At 66.6% G+C, this 16,126-nt stretch carries 17 protein-coding genes; 8 read left to right on the top strand and 9 right to left on the bottom strand.

Features of this window, described 5'->3' with window-relative positions:
- Window positions 1-16: 16 nt before the first annotated feature.
- Genes Atep_RS10815 through hoxE form a run of 4 tightly spaced genes read right to left on the bottom strand, consistent with a single transcriptional unit; the run spans window position 17 to window position 3,421 of the window.
- Window positions 17-559: an NADH-quinone oxidoreductase subunit B family protein gene (locus tag Atep_RS10815; protein WP_213378534.1), complete on the bottom strand. Its 543-nt coding sequence runs from the start codon at window positions 557-559 to the stop codon at window positions 17-19.
- Window positions 556-1,287 carry a bidirectional hydrogenase complex protein HoxU gene (gene hoxU, locus Atep_RS10810; RefSeq protein WP_213378533.1) on the bottom strand — a complete coding sequence of 244 codons (732 nt, stop codon included), beginning with the start codon at window positions 1,285-1,287 and terminating at the stop codon, window positions 556-558. The genes Atep_RS10815 and hoxU overlap by 4 nt, the downstream gene beginning before the upstream one ends.
- Window positions 1,288-1,308: 21 nt before the next feature.
- Window positions 1,309-2,925 (bottom strand): NuoF family protein, encoded by a 1,617-nt coding sequence (locus tag Atep_RS10805; protein ID WP_213378532.1) that lies wholly within the window; start codon window positions 2,923-2,925, stop codon window positions 1,309-1,311.
- A gap of 1 nt (window position 2,926) precedes the next feature.
- A complete protein-coding gene (gene hoxE / locus Atep_RS10800) occupies window positions 2,927-3,421 on the bottom strand; it encodes a bidirectional hydrogenase complex protein HoxE (RefSeq protein ID WP_213378531.1) in 495 nt (164 codons plus the stop codon).
- Between the two features lie 88 nt (window positions 3,422-3,509).
- Between hoxE and pssA the strand changes: the two genes are divergently transcribed.
- From pssA to Atep_RS10790, 3 genes are all read left to right on the top strand, one after another.
- Complete coding sequence (pssA, locus tag Atep_RS10795) at window positions 3,510-4,265, top strand: CDP-diacylglycerol--serine O-phosphatidyltransferase (protein ID WP_213378530.1); 756 nt, start codon at window positions 3,510-3,512, stop codon at window positions 4,263-4,265.
- Window positions 4,266-5,057: 792 nt separating this feature from the next.
- Entirely contained in the window at window positions 5,058-5,180 is a 123-nt protein-coding gene (locus Atep_RS16925; protein WP_272876284.1) for a response regulator, read from the top strand.
- Window positions 5,168-5,665, top strand: coding sequence for a L,D-transpeptidase (locus tag Atep_RS10790; protein WP_213378529.1), 498 nt, complete (start codon window positions 5,168-5,170; stop codon window positions 5,663-5,665). Before Atep_RS16925 ends, Atep_RS10790 begins: the two co-directional genes overlap by 13 nt.
- Here Atep_RS10790 and Atep_RS10785 read toward each other — a convergent pair whose 3' ends face one another.
- Window positions 5,666-6,925, bottom strand: a complete 1,260-nt coding sequence (locus tag Atep_RS10785) for a glucose-1-phosphate adenylyltransferase (RefSeq protein ID WP_213378528.1) — start codon at window positions 6,923-6,925, stop codon at window positions 5,666-5,668.
- A 293-nt stretch (window positions 6,926-7,218) separates the two neighbouring features.
- Here Atep_RS10785 and ppsR point away from each other — a divergent pair, with 293 nt between their 5' ends.
- From ppsR to ispG, 3 genes are read left to right on the top strand one after another with little or no spacing between them, the layout of a single operon-like run.
- The gene (gene ppsR, locus Atep_RS10780) at window positions 7,219-8,061 is read left to right on the top strand and encodes a posphoenolpyruvate synthetase regulatory kinase/phosphorylase PpsR (RefSeq protein WP_213378527.1); all 843 of its coding nucleotides are present in this window, start codon (window positions 7,219-7,221) and stop codon (window positions 8,059-8,061) included.
- Window positions 8,062-8,082: 21 nt separating this feature from the next.
- Window positions 8,083-8,937, top strand: coding sequence for a DUF4743 domain-containing protein (locus Atep_RS10775; protein ID WP_213378526.1), 855 nt, complete (start codon window positions 8,083-8,085; stop codon window positions 8,935-8,937).
- 55 nt (window positions 8,938-8,992) lie between these two features.
- Window positions 8,993-10,231 (top strand): flavodoxin-dependent (E)-4-hydroxy-3-methylbut-2-enyl-diphosphate synthase, encoded by a 1,239-nt coding sequence (ispG, locus tag Atep_RS10770; protein WP_213378525.1) that lies wholly within the window; start codon window positions 8,993-8,995, stop codon window positions 10,229-10,231.
- Here the strand turns inward: ispG and Atep_RS10765 are convergent.
- From Atep_RS10765 to Atep_RS10750, 4 genes are all read right to left on the bottom strand, one after another.
- Entirely contained in the window at window positions 10,228-12,810 is a 2,583-nt protein-coding gene (locus Atep_RS10765; protein ID WP_213378524.1) for a DUF349 domain-containing protein, read from the bottom strand. The two genes, ispG and Atep_RS10765, sit on opposite strands and share 4 nt — an antisense overlap.
- 98 nt (window positions 12,811-12,908) lie before the next feature.
- Window positions 12,909-13,541 (bottom strand): MBL fold metallo-hydrolase, encoded by a 633-nt coding sequence (locus tag Atep_RS10760; RefSeq protein ID WP_213378523.1) that lies wholly within the window; start codon window positions 13,539-13,541, stop codon window positions 12,909-12,911.
- A 7-nt stretch (window positions 13,542-13,548) separates the two neighbouring features.
- Window positions 13,549-13,785 (bottom strand): HP1242/YdcH family protein, encoded by a 237-nt coding sequence (locus Atep_RS10755; RefSeq protein WP_213378522.1) that lies wholly within the window; start codon window positions 13,783-13,785, stop codon window positions 13,549-13,551.
- Between the two features lie 184 nt (window positions 13,786-13,969).
- On the bottom strand, window positions 13,970-14,485 hold the full coding sequence (locus Atep_RS10750; protein ID WP_213378521.1) for an OmpH/Skp family outer membrane protein: 516 nt from the start codon (window positions 14,483-14,485) through the stop codon (window positions 13,970-13,972).
- A 194-nt stretch (window positions 14,486-14,679) separates the two neighbouring features.
- Between Atep_RS10750 and Atep_RS10745 the strand changes: the two genes are divergently transcribed.
- Both Atep_RS10745 and Atep_RS10740 read left to right on the top strand, forming a co-directional pair.
- The gene (locus Atep_RS10745; protein ID WP_213378520.1) at window positions 14,680-15,219 is read left to right on the top strand and encodes a DUF2058 domain-containing protein; all 540 of its coding nucleotides are present in this window, start codon (window positions 14,680-14,682) and stop codon (window positions 15,217-15,219) included.
- A gap of 35 nt (window positions 15,220-15,254) precedes the next feature.
- The gene (locus Atep_RS10740) at window positions 15,255-16,049 is read left to right on the top strand and encodes a TatD family hydrolase (protein ID WP_213378519.1); all 795 of its coding nucleotides are present in this window, start codon (window positions 15,255-15,257) and stop codon (window positions 16,047-16,049) included.
- Window positions 16,050-16,126: the final 77 nt, after the last annotated feature.

Below are 16,126 nucleotides of genomic sequence, written 5' to 3'. Positions count from 1 at the left end.
ATCAGCGCGGCGCGCCTCAGGCGCCGAAGCGCGTGACGGCGTTGGGGTCCGGCGTGCGTCCCGCGATCAGCTCGCTCAAGACCGCCCAGATGGCGTCCGCACTCGGCGGACAGCCGGGCACGAAGACATCGACCTTGACCTCGCCGTGAACGGGCTTGACCGGCGTCAGCAGGGCCGGGACGTCGCGGGTCGGGATCTGCGGCTGGAGCGTGACGTTCTCGCGATAGGCGCGATCGAACACATCGGCGAGCTTGAAGTGATTGCGCATGGCCGGGACATTGCCGGTGACGGCGCAGTCGCCCAGACTGACGAGCCGCGTGCAGCGCTCGCGAAACAGCCGTGCCTTCTCCAGATCGTCCTCGGAGCTGATCGAGCCCTCCAGGATGCCGACATCGACCCGTTCGGGCAGTTCCTTCGTATCGACCAGCGGGCTGTAGACGATCTCGACGTGCTCGACGAGTTCGATCAGACGCTCGTCGAGATCCAGGAAGGACATGTGACAGCCCGAGCAGCCGTCGAGCCAGGCGGTGGCGACCGTGATCTTGGGTTGAGTGCTCATCGCGCGTGTCTCCGCCGTGCCAGGATCGGCAGGAAGTGTTGATCCTTGACCATCTCGCCCGCCGAGGTGCCCTGCTTGACCAGGGCGCCGGTCGGGCAGACCTGCACGCACTTGCCGCAACTGGTGCAGGTCTCGCTCTCGCCCCAGGGACGGGCCAGATCTGTGATGACGCGACAGTCGCTGCCGCGATTCATGACGTCCCAGGTATGGGCGCCCTCGATCTCGTCACAGACCCGCACGCAGCGGGTGCAGAGGATGCAGCGGTTGTGGTCGAGCCGGAACATCTCGTGCGAGCTGTCGACCGGGTAGGGTACCTGACGGTAGGGCAGGCGCACATGGTCGACGCCGCAGCGCTGGGCGAGCGTCTGCAATTCGCAGTGACCGTTGGAGACGCACACCGAGCAGACGTGGTTGCGTTCGGCGAACAGCAGCTCGACGATGGTTCGTCGATAGTGTCTGAGCCGTTCGGTATCGGTCCGGACCTCCATGCCCTCGGCGACGCGGGTGGAGCAGGCGGCAACGAGGCGACCCTGACCGGCGATCTCGACCATGCACAGCCGGCAGCCGCCCCAGACCGAGAGTCCGTCGAGATGACAGAGGCTGGGGATCGGGATCCGGTTCTCGCGACAGACCTCGATCAGGGTCTCGTCCTCGCGCGCCGAGAGATCCCGATCGTCGATGCGGAGCGTGACGACGCGCACGTTCGGCTGGGGCGTGGGTAGGGGCATGGCTCGGCTCCTCGGGCAGTGCTAGGCGTCTGGTAGCAGCTTGGCTTCGTACTCGTCACGGAAATATCTGAGCGTGCTCAGCACCGGATTGGGCGCGGTCTGGCCGAGTCCGCAGAGACTGGTCGCGCGCACCACCTCGCACAGATCCTCCAGCAGCGCCAGATCGGCGCGTGTGCCCCGGCCTTTGGTGAGCGTGTCGAGGAGGGCGTGCATCTGCCAGGTACCGGCGCGGCAGGGGATGCACTTGCCGCAGGACTCGCTCATGCAGAACTCCATGAAGAAGCGCGCCACGTCGACCATGCACGAGGTCTCATCCATCACGATCATGCCGCCCGAGCCCATGATGGTGCCGAGTGTCTTGAGACTGTCGTAGTCGACCGGGATGTCGAGATGCGCCTCGGGGATGCAGCCGCCCGAGGGCCCGCCGGTCTGCACCGCCTTGAACGCGCGCCCGTCCGGGATACCGCCGCCGATGACCTCGATGATGTCGCGCAGCGAAGTGCCCATGGGCACCTCGATCAGGCCGGTGTTCTTGATCTTGCCGGCGAGCGCGAAGACCTTGGTGCCCTTCGATCCCTCGGTGCCGATCGAGGCGAACCAGTCGCCGCCCTCGCGGATGATGGGCGCGATGTTGGCGAAGGTCTCGACATTGTTGATGAGCGTCGGACAGCCCCAGAGACCGGATTCGGCCGGGTAGGGCGGACGCGGACGCGGCTGGCCGCGCAGCCCCTCGATCGAGGCCATGAGTGCCGTCTCCTCACCGCAGACGAAGGCCCCGGCGCCGAGCCGGATCTCGACCTCGAAGGCGAACTGGGTGTCGGCGACCTTGGCGCCGAGGAAGCCGGCGCGCCTAGCCTTGCGGATGGCGGTCTCCAGTCGCTCGACGGCCAGCGGATACTCGGCGCGCACATAGACATAGCCCTTGCTCGCGCCGACCGCATAAGCCGCGATCGCCATGCCTTCGAGCACCCGATGGGGGTCGGACTCCAGCACCGCCCGGTCCATGAAGGCGCCCGGATCGCCCTCGTCGGCGTTGCAGACGACGTATTTCTGACCGGGCGGCATCTTGGCGATGGTCGACCACTTGAGCCCGGTCGGATAACCGCCGCCGCCGCGTCCGCGCAGTCCGCTGGTCGTGACTTCGCGCAAGACATCGGCGGGCGTCATCTCGGTGAGCGCCCGGATGAGCGCCGCATAGCCGCCGACGGCGATATAGCCGCGCAGGCTCTCCGGGTCGATCAACCCCGAGTGCTCCAGCACGATCCTGTGCTGACGGCTGAAGAAGGGCTGATCGGTCGGACAGCGCAGACGCTCGACCGGCGCGCCGCAGACGCCGGCCATGATGTCGGGCGCATCGTCCGGAGTGACGTCGCGATAGAGTACGGATTCGTTCAGGTCGCAGTCCTTGTCGGCCACGGCGACCAGCGGCCCGGCCGAGCACAGCCCCATGCAGCCGACACCCTTGACCTTGCACGAGCCGGCCCCCCGACTGTCACAGGCGGACTTGAGCGCTTCCAGGACCGGCAGCGAACCGGAGGACTGACAACTGGCCGCGACACAGACGCGCACCTCGCGCTCGATGTGCGCCTCCTCGTTGCGATACTGGGCGGCCTGTTCGGCCAGGTCTTCGAGATGCATGTCAGCTCAACTCCTCCAACGTGGCGACCAGGGTATCGGCGGACTGCTTGCCCAGCACCTCGCCGTCGACGACCACGGCCGGCGCCAGTCCGCAGGCGCCGACACAGCGCGCGGTGAGCAGCGAGAGCCGGTCGTCGGCGGTGGTCTCGCCGGGATCGATGCCGTAGTGCTCCTGGAGTCCCTCGATCAAGCCGCCCGCGCCCTTGATGTAACAGGCCGTGCCCGTACAGACCACACAGGTGTGACGCCCCTTCGGCTTGAGCATGAAGATGTGGTAGAAGGTCGCCACGCCGAAGACCTTGCTCACCGGCAGGTCGAGCGAGGCGGCGACGAAGCGCAGCGAGGTCTCGTCGAGATAGCCGAAGGCGTCCTGGACGCTGTGCAGGGTCTCGATCAGGGCGTGCCCGGCATAGCCGTTGCGGCGCATGGTGGCATTGACGAGCTTCCAGCGCTTGTCGTCGCTGGGCAGTGGCGGTCTGGCAGGCGGCTGTGTCATCAGATCGACCCTATTCCGAAGGGGGGTTGGAAGACCACGCTTGCTATCATGTCTCCCACGATTTCTTCGCTAACCGACACCCGATACTATGGACGAAACCCAGGCTCCACGCAAAACCCGTCGCGGCATCTATCTGCTGCCCAATCTGTTCACGACCGCCGCGCTCTTCGCCGGCTTCTATGCCGTGCTCTCGGCCACGCAGGGGCACTTCGAGGCCGCCGCGATCGCCATCCTCTCGGCCCAGTTCCTCGACGGCTTCGACGGGCGCATCGCGCGTCTGACCAACACCCAGAGCGCCTTCGGCGCCGAATACGACAGTCTCTCCGACATGGTGGCCTTCGGCGTGGCCCCGTCTCTGGTCGCCTATCACTGGGCGCTGGGCGGGCTGGGCAAGGTCGGCTGGCTGGCGGCCTTCATCTTCACGGCGGCGGCAGCACTGCGGCTGGCGCGCTTCAACACCCAGGTCGGCACCGCCGACAAGCGCTATTTCCAGGGACTGGCCAGCCCGCCGGCGGCGGCCATCATCGCCATGGGGATCTGGACGGCGCAGGAATTCGGCATCTCGGGGCAGGATGTGTCCTGGCCGGCGGCCTTCCTGACCGCCGGCGCCGGACTCCTGATGGTGAGCAACTTCCGTTACTACAGCTTCAAGCAGATCAACCTGCAGGGGCGCGTGCCCTTTCTGCTGGCCGTGGCTGTGATGCTCGGCTTTGCCGTCGTCTTCATCCATCCGCCGCTGGTGCTGTTCCTGATGGCCCTGACCTATGCCATCTCGGGACCGGCCTGGACGCTGTTCCAGCTCAGGCACAATCGCGGGCGCCGCCGGCGCGAGCCGGCGGCTTGAGGTCTGATCAGTAGCCGGGGCAATCGCCTCGGCCGTACCTGCGGGTGAAGCGGGAGTGAGTCGATTGGCCGTTCATCCTGACCCTGCTGATCGCCTGGGTCTTCTGACATGCAACAGGGTTCCGGCAGTTTCTTTTAAAATTGCTCGTTCATGAGCAATCATTATGGTTTTTATGAGCGGTTGACCGGTGATCTGTAGTTGTTTACTCTACCAGTTGGCACGATAACCAAGTGCCTCATGGTCGCGACGCGCTCAGGCGAGACCTTAAACGCACGCACGAGTCGGATAAGACGGGGTCGCCCGCGCCGGCGTTGACGGCGTGAACAGACTTATTCAGCTTCATGCAAGTTTGGATAGGTTTTTATGAGCGGTATGCCGAGGTGCCGATCCTCTCCGTCAACTACCCCGCCCTGAAGGGCGGAGCTTGTGAGAGCAAGCTGGGTTGACCAGCCTCAGCCCGCCTGACCGGGACGGTCGAAAGGGGCTACGTGCGCAACAGGTCGTTAAGACTCACCGGCGGATGCTTCCTCAGTCCGCCGCTCTGAAAGGCCCGGATCACGCTGACGAAAGGCAAAGCGTCGAAGGTTCGGGTCGCCGCCGTCCGGTGGGAGCCGGTTGCACACATTGGCGAGGGGAGCGACCACGCCGCGAGGCGTCGTCCGTCACCAGGCCCTTACGGGCAGAGCCTCAGGGCCCGGCAGGTGGAAAGCCTGCACCTGTTTCCGGCGGCGGCACGGTCGTAGCCGCTCTCCCTCCCCGCCCTGAAGGACGGGGTTTCTCGCGGAGGAACTGATGAGCGCCAGCGATCTCGACGAGGACATCGGGTACGGCTATGACGCCGGCATGAACGACCGCATCCCCAAGCCCGTCGACCCACAGGTGCTCTACCGGACGCTGCTGAAATGGCTGCCGTGATCGATCGGCGTCTGCGGGTCGACATCGACACCCAGCGGCTGACGCTCTTCGTCGGCGCGCGACCCGTGCGCGCGTATCCGGTCTCGACCGGGGCGAACGGCGTCGGTGAGCTCTACGGTAGCGGCTGCACCCCGCGCGGGCTGCATCGCGTGCGGTTGCGCATCGGCGCGGGCTGTCCGGTCGGAACCGTCTTTCGCGGACGGCGTCCGACCGGCGAGATCCATGACGAAACCCTGGCCGCTGTCTATCCGGAGCGCGACTGGATCCTGACCCGCATCCTCTGGCTCACCGGCTGCGAGCCGGGGCGCAATCGCGGCGGGCGGGTCGACACGCTCCGCCGCTTCATCTACATCCACGGCTGCCCGGACTCCGAACCCATGGGGGTGCCGCGCTCGCATGGCTGTATCCGTATGCGCAACCTGGATCTGATCGAACTCTTCGAGCAGACGCCGAACGGCACCCCGGTCGAGATCCGTGGCGGCTGACTATTCCGAATAACCGCGTCGGCCCGAACCGCGGATGTCGCGCGCGAAATAGCCGACCTGTCCCTGGGGGATGACGGTCACGCCGCCTGGGCTGACCTGGAAGCGCTCGGCATCACGCGCGCGGTCGAAGCCGATCTCGTCTCCAGGCGCGATGATGTTGTGGCGGTCGACGATCACCCGGCGCAGACGCGCGCCCCGACTGACGCGCACATAGTCCATGATGATGCAGTCCTCCAGCACCACGTCCTCCTCGATCACCGCCTCGCGCCGGATGATGGAGTTCCGGATGCTCGCGCCCTTGTGGACCACGGTCGCGGCGCCGAGCAGGGTGTTCTCGATCCGGCCGCCGAGCACGCGCGCCACCGGTCCCTGATAGCTGCTCGAATAGATCGGCCATTCGGGATTGAAGACGTCGAACACGGGTTCGGCGCCCAGCACGTCGTGATGGGCGTCGAAATAGGCATCCAGATTGCCCACGTCGCGCCAGTAGACGGCGGTCTCGTAGGGTTGGACGCCGGGGACGCGGTTGGTGGCGAAGTCGTAGGCGAAGAGGTTGTGGGTGCGCAGCAGGCGCGGCAGGACGTGCTGACCGAAGTCGGTCTCACCGGCCTGCTGGGTCTCGTGCAGGGCCTGGAGCAGTACGTCCGTGCTGAAGATGTAGTTGCCCATGGAGGCGAAGGCCATGTCCGGATTCGCCGGCATGGGCGTCGGATTGGCCGGTTTTTCCTCGAACGCCTGGATACGCCCGGTCTCGTCGGCGGCGATCACGCCGAAGCTGGAAGCCTCGTGCAGCGGCACGGGCAGGGCGGCGATGGTGACATCGGCCTGACGCTCGCGATGGAAGTCGACCATCTGGCGGATGTCCATGCGATAGATATGGTCGGCGCCGAAGACGGCGACCAGCCCCGGACGATGTTCCTCGATCAGGTTGATGTTCTGGTTGACCGCGTCGGCCGTGCCCTGGAACCAGTGCTCGCCCGACATCATCTGCGGCGGCACCACGGTGACGAACTGATTCTGGAGCAGCGGCGAGATGGTCCAGGCCTTGCGGACGTGCTCGATGAGTGATTGCGACTTGTACTGCACCAGCAGATAGATGGTCTGGATCTGCGAGTTGACCAGATTGCTGAGCACGAAGTCGACGATCCGGTAGCGCGAGCCGAAGGGCACCGAGGGCTTGGAGCGTCCGGCGGTCAACGGCTGGAGCCGGGAGCCTTGGCCACCGGCCATGACGAAGGCGATGATACGGTCGTTCTGCATGAGTCCTCCGCTGCCCCTTTGGCGGATGGGGCGCTACTGCTTCGTTGGTGGGGAAACCGGAGGTCCAATGATAATCGCAAGACGGCACGCTTTCCCGAGATTCCGAAGAGCGGCGGTTCGGACGCTTCGGTCCGTCCGGGTGACACCGTCGAGACGGCCCCAGCCGGAGCTCGGCACCCAATCCTTTGCATTGCCGTTCTCGTTCTGCGCCTCGGGCCGTCGGCGTGTCATACTGCCGCATCGATCACGCCCAACCAGACCCACAGTTCGAGCCGCCCTGTATTCGAGTCCTCATGAACCGCACCGTTTTCTTCGTTTCCGAGAGCACCGGCATCACCGCCGAGACCCTGGGCCACAGTCTGCTGTCGCAATTCGACACCGTCGAGTTCGAGCAGGTCTACATGCCCTATATCAACACCGAACTGCGCGCGCGTGCCCTGACCCAGCGCATGCAGGAGGCGGCCGACCGTGACGGCGCGCGCCCGATCGTCTTCGCCACCATGCTCGACGACGAGATCCGCGCCATCCTCAAGAACGGCAACTGCTTCTATGTCGAGCTGTTCGAGGTCTTCGTCGATCCGTTGGCGCGCGAACTCGGAGTGCCGCCGAGCCTCAAGGCCGGCCGCAGTCACGCCATCACCAAGCCGAGCTACTACACCAAGCGCATCGAGGCGATCAATTTCGCCATGTCCAACGACGACGGCATCCGCCCCGACAACTTCCATCGCGCCGACGTGGTGCTGACCGGGGTGTCGCGCTCGGGCAAGACGCCGACCTGTCTCTATCTGGCCATGCACTATGGCCTGCGCGCGGCCAACTATCCGATCACCGAGGAAGACTTCGAGCGCGGCGACGTGCCGCAGCTGCTCTACGACTGCAAGCACAAGCTCTTCGCGCTGACCATCGATCCGCAGCGCTTGCAGCTCATCCGTGAGGAACGCCGTCCCGGCAGTCCCTACGCCTCGCTCAAGCGCTGTCAGGACGACATCCGGATGGCGCATCAGATCTACAAGCGCTTGCAGGTGCCCGTGCTCAACACCACTTCGCAGTCGATCGAGGAGATCTCCTCGCAGATCGTCAAGGCGCTCAAGGAGGCCCAGGAGGGACGGAGCCCCGTGTTCACCGAGACGCTCTGAAGCCGCTCCGAGGTTCGTCACTTGAGTTTCATCGACAAGATCCATGCCTGTAACGCCTGGAATCCGGGCGATTTCGTGCCACTGCTGCTCGACGGGGCGCGGGTCGGCTGGTTGCGCCGGAGCGCGTGCGACCATCTGCGCCGCTGGCCGGAGCAGTTCGCGGTCGAGTCCGGGTGCGTGACCTGGGTCGGAGCGCCGACTGAGTTCGCGGCCCGTACCGCCGTGCTGGACGCCGTCTTCGCGCGTCTGGCCGAAGAGGGCGTGGTCAGTCATCTGCATGGCGAGCGCTATCCATTGACCGCGAGCACCCGTGAGCGCGCCTGCTGTGTGATCGACCGCGCCTGCGCGCCCTTTTTCGGCGCGCGCGCCTTCGGCCAGCATCTCAACGGCTATGTGCGCACCGCGCGCGGGATCGAGATGTGGATCGGCCGGCGTTCGGCCGATCGGCGCCACTATCCGCTCCATCTGGACAATCTGGTCGCGGGCGGGCTCCCGCATGGACTGAGTCTGGTGGATAATCTGCGCAAGGAATGCGCCGAGGAGGCCGGGATACCGCGCGCGCTGGCCGATCGGGCTATGGCGGTGGGAGCCGTCACCTATTGCCGCGACTCGGCGGGCGGTCTCAAGCCGGACGTTATGTATTGCTATGATCTGGAACTGCCCGAGGACTTCGAGCCGGTCTGTACCGATGGCGAGGTCGAGTCCTTCCGGCGGCTGCCGCTGGCCGAGGTCGCCGCACTGGTGCGCGACACCGACGAGTTCAAGCTCAACTGCAATCTGACCATCATCGACTTCCTGGTCCGGCATGGGTTCATCACGCCCGAGGAACCGGACTATCTGGAGATCATCGCCGGACTGCGCGCGCCTCTGCCCTGAACCGCCCCTGCAAACCTCTCCTGTCCACATCGCCCACGCGGAACGAATCGAACCCATGAGCCAAACGAACACCCCCCAGCGCCGCCGGACCCTGCCCGTGACCGTCGGATCCGTGACCGTCGGCGGCGGAGCGCCGATCGTCGTCCAGTCCATGACCAACACCGACACCGCCGATATCGACGCGACCGTGCGTCAGGTCGCCGAGCTGGCGCGTGCCGGTTCCGAGGTGGTGCGTCTGACCGTCAACCACGAATCGGCGGCCCGGGCGGTGCCGGCGATCCGCGAGGCGCTCGACGCCCAGGGCTGCCATGTCCCGCTGGTGGGTGACTTCCATTTCAACGGCCATCGGCTGCTGACCGACTATCCCGAGTGCGCCCTGGCCCTGGCCAAGTACCGCATCAATCCGGGCAACGTCGGCAAGGGCGAGAAGAAGGACAGCCAGTTCGCGACCATGATCGAGCTGGCCTGCCGTTACGACCGGCCGGTGCGCATCGGGGTCAACTGGGGCAGTCTGGATCAGGAGGTCGTGGCGCGGATGATGGACGAGAACGCCCGCGCGTCCCAGCCCAAGCACAGCGACCAGATCATGTACGAGGCCATGGTCGAGTCGGCGATCGGCAGCGCCGAGCGTGCGGTGCAACTGGGGCTGCCGAAGGATCACATCATCCTGTCGTGCAAGATGAGCGGGGTGCAGGATCTGATCCGGGTCTATCGGATGCTGGCGGCGCGCGGCGACTATGCGCTGCATCTGGGTCTGACCGAGGCCGGCATGGGCTCGAAGGGCATCGTCGCCTCGACGGCGGCGCTCGCCGTGCTGTTGCAGGAAGGCATCGGCGACACCATCCGCGTCTCGCTCACCCCCGAGCCGGGCGAGTCGCGCACGCGCGAGGTGGTGGTGGCGCAGGAGATCCTGCAATCCATGGGCTTTCGCTCGTTCGCGCCCATGGTCACGGCCTGCCCCGGCTGCGGACGCACCACCAGCGACACCTTCCAGCATCTGGCCAAGGACATCCAGGGCTATCTGCGCGAGCAGATGCCGGAATGGCGCACCCGGTATCCGGGGATCGAGACCATGCAGGTGGCCGTGATGGGCTGCGTGGTCAACGGACCGGGCGAGAGCAAGCACGCCAACATCGGCATCAGCCTGCCCGGTAGCGGCGAGCGTCCCGCCGCGCCCGTCTATGTCGACGGCGAGAAGGTCGCCACCCTCAAGGGCGAGGGCATCGCCGAGCAGTTCAAGCGCATGGTCGATGAATACATCGAGTCGCGCTATGGACGCGGCACTGGAGTCTAGAGGGCCAGCGCCGCCCTGACGCGCGCGAAACGCCGTTCGAGCGCCGGATCGCGCGGCGCCGGACCGAGCAGATACCAGTCGTCGAGCAGCCGCAGACCGCTCTGGAGCGAATCCTCCTCGCCCTCGCTCAATCGCTCGGCCAGACGCGCGACCTGGAGTTCCAGGCGCTGCTGGGCGAACTCGGGCGGGGTCTCGACCCCGGCGGCGATCTCGAGCTGGAGGCAGAGCTGGGCGCGTTGCCGCCCATTGTCCGCGAACGACCGGCGCAGGCCGTCCAGTTCCGCCGCGTCCCCGGCCGCCTTCAGGGCGCGCTCGAAGCGGGCCGTGATCGCACGCTGAAGACCGGCATCCGCCTGTACGGGCAGCTCCGCCCATTCACGGCGCAGTCCTTCGGGATCGAGTCCATCGCCCCGTCCCTCGATCAGTGCCAGTTCCAGACGCTCGCAGAACGTCGCCTGACGCTCCAGACGTTCGAGCGCGGCCAGCCGCCGGCCGTGCTCGGCGGTCTGCCGACGATGCTCCAGCGCCTCGCGGCACGCCTGCCAACGGCGCGCGATCTGGGTCGCCGCCTGCCGGGGCACCGGCAACGACTCGGCCTCGCGCCAGCGCGCGATCAGGTCGCGCTGGGCGGCGGCCAGATGCCTGGGATCGTGCTCGCCGGCGGCCAGACGTTCGGCCTCCTCGCACAGCGCCTCGCGTAGCGCCAGATGCTCGGCCAGATCCTGGGCATGGGCCTGCCGGCGCACGGCGCGACGCTCGAAGACGGCATCACAGGCGGCGCGGAACTCGCGCCAGAGCCGGTTCTCGTCCTTCTGGCGCGCCGGCACCGTGGTGCGCCACTCGCGTTGCAGCGTTTTGGTCTGTTCGATGGCCGATTCCAGGTCCGGGGTCTCGACCAGGGCCTGGACGCGCGCGATCAGATCGCGCTTCAGGGCCTGATTGCGCTGGCGTTCGGCGTCCAGATGACGGTCGAGGATACGCAGCGACTGGTGGAAGCGGCGTTCGAGCGCCTTGCGCACGCGCCCCTCGGTCGGGCCGATGGCCGCCCAGGCCTGACGCATCTCGCGCTCGGCATGCAGCGTCTTCTTCCAGTCCACGCGCTCCCAGTCGACCTGGGCGACGAAGGTCTCGAGCTGTTCGCAGAGCCGTTCGCGGGCCAGACGGTTGATCTCGCGCTCGGCGGCCTGGGCCTCGATGAAGGGGCGACAGCGCTCGTAGACGCGCTCGGAAGCGGCATGGAAGCGATCCCAGAGCGCCTGATTGGCCGGAGAGCCGGCCTTGTCGAGTCCCTTCCAGTCCATCTGGAGTGCGTGCAGCCGCTCGGCGAGCACGGCCGGTGCCGGATCCTCCGAGGCGAGCAGTGATTCCATCTCGGTGCAGAGCATCTCGCGGTGCTGATCGGCGCCCCAGCGGCGCCATTGCTGGAGTTCGCGCAGACGCGGCACCAGGGCGCGCAGACGGCGGTTGAAGTCGGCCGCCTGACTGGACTCGATGCCGCTCGACTGGATGAGTTCGAGCGCCGACAGCAGGCTCTGATGCAGCGGATCGGCCTGCTTGAGCTCGCCCTCGGCCAGATGGGCCTCCAGCTCGGCGAGCCGCTCGGGGAATTGACGCAGACGCTGCTCGGCGTGCTTGCGTTGGGTGCGCAGACGCGATTCCAGACGCTCGGTGAGCGGCTGGAAGGCGCGTGCCGGCTCGGAGTCGGACCAGCGCGCGGCCAGTGCTCGCCCCTGATCGAGCAGACGGCGCGCCTGTTTGTGGTCGAGCGGCTTGGAGGCGCCGAGCAGCTCGGTGATCTGGGCGCTCGTCTTCTCCAGACGCTCGAGTTCGCGCGGATCGGCTGGAGGTGCGAGCAGTTCGGCTTCGGGCGGATCGACAGGACCGACGCTCATTTCGTGCGCTTGGCGATCAGGCTCAGCCTGGGGCGGGTTCGGCTCGGCCGGCTGAGAGTCGACACCCCGGATCTCAGCGGTACGGGCCTTGGTTTCGGCCTGTCGCCTGGCCTGTTCCTGGAGATGGGCGGCGTAGGCGTCGAGAAAGCGCGTGCGTTCCTGCTCGAAGCGGGTCCGGTATTCCGGCTCGGCCTCGTCCTGGAGCGCGCTCCATTGCCGTTCGAGATGGTCGAGCAGGGCGCGGTCCTGGTTCCAGTTGGCCAGTCGGCCGAGACGCTCGACCTGGGCGCAGAGTTTCTCGCAGCGCTCGCGCACGATCCGCGGGCGTTCCTCGCGCTCGGCGATCAGACGCAGCTTCTCGCGCGCCATGCGGTAGACGCGCTTGTCCTTCTTGCCGATGCGCCGCGCGACCTCTTCGAGCGCGGCCTTGTCGTCGAGCCGTTCGAGCGCGCGCGCGCGATGGGCGGCCAGGGTGTCGTGGACGGCGCACTCGACCAGCACGGCCGGATCCTCGATCTGTTCGATGGCCGCGAGACGCTGGGCCGGATCCGGATGCAGCCGTGCCTTATCGGGCAGGGTCTCGGGGAGTGGTGGTGTTGGAGCCGGGGCGACCGGCGCCGCCTTGGACTTGTCCGGGGTCTCGTCGGCGTTCGCTTTGCGCCGTTTGAGCAATCGCTGGAATAGCATGGGATTCTGCTCCGAGAATTCGTGCCCAAGCCGGATCCGAGGGGCTGGGCGTCGTCATGTTGCGCCGGCGGGCCGAGTCCCAGGCAATCTGGAAGACGTCAGTCGCCGACGAAGGGGTTGCTGCGCCGCTCCTCACCGAAGGTCGACATGGGACCATGACCGGGGATGAAGCGCACCGCGTCGCCGAGCGGAAACAGCCGCTGACGGATCGAGTCGAGGAGCCGGCGATGGTTGCCGCGCGGAAAGTCGGTACGCCCGATCGAGCCGCGAAAGAGCACGTCGCCGACCTGGGCCAGTTGTGATTCGGCCTGATAGAAGACGATGTGTCCGGGCGTGTGTCCGGGGCAATGGATGACCTCCAGGCTCTCATCGCCGACGGAGATCCGCTCGCCCGGCTGGAGCCAGCGATCCGGCTCGAAGACCGTGATCGGCGGAAAACCGAACATCCGGCACTGCTCGGGCAGCGACTGGAACAGAAAGGCATCGTCCGGATGCGGCCCCTCGACGGGGATGGCCAGACGCCGCGCCAGCTCGGCACTCGCCCCGACATGATCCAGATGACCATGGGTCAGCAGAATGCGCTCGGGCTCCAGTTCGAGCCGGTTCAGAAGCGCCTCGATGCGATCCGGCTCACCGCCCGGATCGACGATGGCCGCCCGGCGCGTGCGCGCACACCAGAGCAGGGTGCAGTTCTGCTGGAAGCCGGTGACCGGTAGGATCCGGAACTCCACGGTGTCTTCAGGCCCGAATCATGTCGTAGAGCGCGTCCTTGAGATGCAGACGCTGCTTCTTCAGCTCCTCGATGGTCTCGTCGGCCACCGGCGTGCCCAGTTCCTCGATCCGGCGCACGCGCGCGTCGAGGCTGTCGTATTCGTCCATGAGGCGTGCGAATTCCGGGTCGTCGGCGCGCAACGCGGCGATCTTCTGCTCGAGATCGGGGAATTCGTGAAGCAGATCGTGTGATTCACCAAGCATGGGGGCCGGTCCTCTAAGGCGGTCCGGCGCGGTCTCGCCGCGCGCGGTGGGGATAGGGGTGACTCCGGGACGAGCCTCGGAGCCGATCCGGACCTCGGGCGAAGCGGGACGCCCGAGGCGCCCGGAGTATAGCTCAGTGGCGACCCGCTGAAACAGTCCGGTCACGGATACGCTCGACGAGCGGTCACTTGGTCTTGGCGTCCATCTGCTCGATGACATCGGGCGTGATGTCGAGTCCCTCGTCCATGTAGAGCAGTCCGCCGACACCGCGCTCGAACACCATGCCGAGTTTCTTCTTCTTGGCGACGGTATTCAGGGCCTCACGCGCCGGCGCCAGGATCTCGCGGCCCTTCTCCTGCTGGGCCTTCATCAGTTCCTGCTGGATGGGCAGGGTCTTCTTCTGATAGGCCTCGATGCGCGCCTTGATCTCCTGCTCCTTCTTGGCGACCTGATCGTTGCTCATCAGCGGCTTGTCCTTGGCCAGGGCCTGCTGCATCCGGGCGATCTCGCGCTCCTCGTCGGCGAAGCCCTTGGTGCGCGGCTCGAACTCGTCGCGCAGTTGTTTCTGCAGACGCTGGCCGAGCTTGCTCTCCTCAAGCACCTTTTGCATGTCGACGAAGCCGACACCCTCATTGGCCGGGGCCTGGACGGGCAGGCTCAGGGCGGCGATCAGCGCGGCGAACAGAAGCGGACGGGACATGGATGCACTCCAGATTGGTTGGCGTATTCGTAGAGAGTCGGTTCGCAGACCGGGAACCGGATTGTAACCGTCGCCCGGTCCGGGCAAAACCACCGGCGCTTTTCGCCCGATCGGGCTTGCCTCCAGCGGCGTGCTGGTAGATCCTCTCGCGATCCCGACTCTATACCATCGTTCGATCCCGGAGACCCTTCGCCGTGGGTAACTCATTACAAGAGCAACTGCTCAAAGCGGGCCTGGTCAATGAGCAGAAGCTCAAGCAGACACGCTCGGACAAGCGCAAACAGGTCAAGCAGACCGGTCGTCAGCCGACCGCCGAGGAGCAGGCGGCACGCCAGGCCGCCGAGCGCGCGCGCGCCGAGAAACTGGCGCGCGACCGTGAGCTCAATCGTCAGCGTCAGGAAGAGGCGGCGCGGCGCGCGGCCGAGAACGAGATTCGTCAGCTCATCCATACCCATCGCGTCGTGCGCGACGGCGGGGATCTGGCCTACAACTTCACCGACGGCAGCGCGCTCAAGCGGCTCTATGTCAACAAGGATCAGCACGCCAAGCTGGTCGGCGGGCGCCTGGCGATCGTGCGTCAGGACACCTTCTACGAGCTGGTCCCGGCCGAGATCGCCGAGCGCGTCCAGGCGCGCGATGCCTCGCTGGTGCTGGTGCTCAATCGCGCCAGTGACGAGTCGAACCCCGACGATCCCTATGCCGAGTATCAGGTGCCGGACGATCTGATGTGGTAGTCGACCGCGTCCGGCGACCGGCGACGACCGATGCGATGTTGATCGACACCCATTGCCATATCGATGTGACCGAGTTCGACGCCGATCGCGCGGACGTATTGGCGCGTGCGCGTGCGGCCGGGGTCGAGGCCCTGGTGGTGCCCGCCATCGACGCCGCCGGCTGGGAGGCGCTGCTGGCGCTCTGCGACTCCGCGCCGCCGGATGGGCCGAGGCTGTATCCGGCGCTGGGTCTGCACCCGGTCTATCTGGATTCACATCGGGATGCCGATCCGGCGCGGCTCGAAACCCTGGTGGCTGAACGCGCCGTGATCGCGATCGGCGAGATCGGGCTGGACCATCATGTCGCGGGACTCGACCCGGAGCGCCAGACGCGGCTTCTGGAGCGCCAATTGGCGATCGCGCGCGCGGCGGGGCTGCCGGTACTGCTCCATGTACGCAAGGCGCACGATGAGATGCTGGCGCTCCTGCGCCGCCGGCCGGTGCCGGCGGGCGGCATCGCCCATGCGTTCAACGGCAGTCTCCAGCAGGCCCATCAGTATCTGGAGCTTGGATTCAAGCTGGGGTTCGGGGGGATGCTGACGTTCGAGCGCTCGCGCAAACTCAGGCGCCTGGCGACCGAGCTGCCGCTCGAAGCCCTGGTGCTGGAGACCGATGCGCCGGACATGACGGTCGCCTCGCATCAGGGCGAGCGCAACAGTCCGGAATACCTGCCCGAGGTGCTGGAGGCGCTGGCGCGTCTGCGCGATCTGGAACCGTCCGAGGTGGCCGAACGAACCACGGCCAATGCGTGCGAGGTACTCATCCGCCGTCGGCACGGGCCGCCGGTGTAGCTTGTCGAGCCGATTGCGCGTCTGAGTCAGCCATGAGGCGAAGTCCTATGGTGCGCTGTCCGGAGGGACGAGTCGTC

The organism is Allochromatium tepidum, from assembly GCF_018409545.1.
GTDB classification, from domain to species: Bacteria; Pseudomonadota; Gammaproteobacteria; order Chromatiales; family Chromatiaceae; genus Thermochromatium; species Thermochromatium tepidum_A.
The sequence above is the reverse complement of the archived record's forward strand: the minus strand, read 5'-3'. Positions and strand labels throughout refer to the sequence as shown.

What these genes read in the sequence shown, in the direction of transcription:
- Atep_RS10815 (WP_213378534.1), bottom strand. Translation starts at nt 559, where the DNA reads ATGAGCACTCAACCCAAGATCACGGTCGCCACCGCCTGGCTCGACGGC.
- hoxU (WP_213378533.1), bottom strand. Translation starts at nt 1,287, where the DNA reads ATGCCCCTACCCACGCCCCAGCCGAACGTGCGCGTCGTCACGCTCCGC.
- Atep_RS10805 (WP_213378532.1), bottom strand. Translation starts at nt 2,925, where the DNA reads ATGCATCTCGAAGACCTGGCCGAACAGGCCGCCCAGTATCGCAACGAG.
- hoxE (WP_213378531.1), bottom strand. Translation starts at nt 3,421, where the DNA reads ATGACACAGCCGCCTGCCAGACCGCCACTGCCCAGCGACGACAAGCGC.
- pssA (WP_213378530.1), top strand. Translation starts at nt 3,510, where the DNA reads ATGGACGAAACCCAGGCTCCACGCAAAACCCGTCGCGGCATCTATCTG.
- Atep_RS16925 (WP_272876284.1), top strand. Translation starts at nt 5,058, where the DNA reads ATGAGCGCCAGCGATCTCGACGAGGACATCGGGTACGGCTATGACGCC.
- Atep_RS10790 (WP_213378529.1), top strand. Translation starts at nt 5,168, where the DNA reads ATGGCTGCCGTGATCGATCGGCGTCTGCGGGTCGACATCGACACCCAG.
- Atep_RS10785 (WP_213378528.1), bottom strand. Translation starts at nt 6,925, where the DNA reads ATGCAGAACGACCGTATCATCGCCTTCGTCATGGCCGGTGGCCAAGGC.
- ppsR (WP_213378527.1), top strand. Translation starts at nt 7,219, where the DNA reads ATGAACCGCACCGTTTTCTTCGTTTCCGAGAGCACCGGCATCACCGCC.
- ispG (WP_213378525.1), top strand. Translation starts at nt 8,993, where the DNA reads ATGAGCCAAACGAACACCCCCCAGCGCCGCCGGACCCTGCCCGTGACC.
- Atep_RS10765 (WP_213378524.1), bottom strand. Translation starts at nt 12,810, where the DNA reads ATGCTATTCCAGCGATTGCTCAAACGGCGCAAAGCGAACGCCGACGAG.
- Atep_RS10755 (WP_213378522.1), bottom strand. Translation starts at nt 13,785, where the DNA reads ATGCTTGGTGAATCACACGATCTGCTTCACGAATTCCCCGATCTCGAG.
- Atep_RS10750 (WP_213378521.1), bottom strand. Translation starts at nt 14,485, where the DNA reads ATGTCCCGTCCGCTTCTGTTCGCCGCGCTGATCGCCGCCCTGAGCCTG.
- Atep_RS10740 (WP_213378519.1), top strand. Translation starts at nt 15,255, where the DNA reads ATGTTGATCGACACCCATTGCCATATCGATGTGACCGAGTTCGACGCC.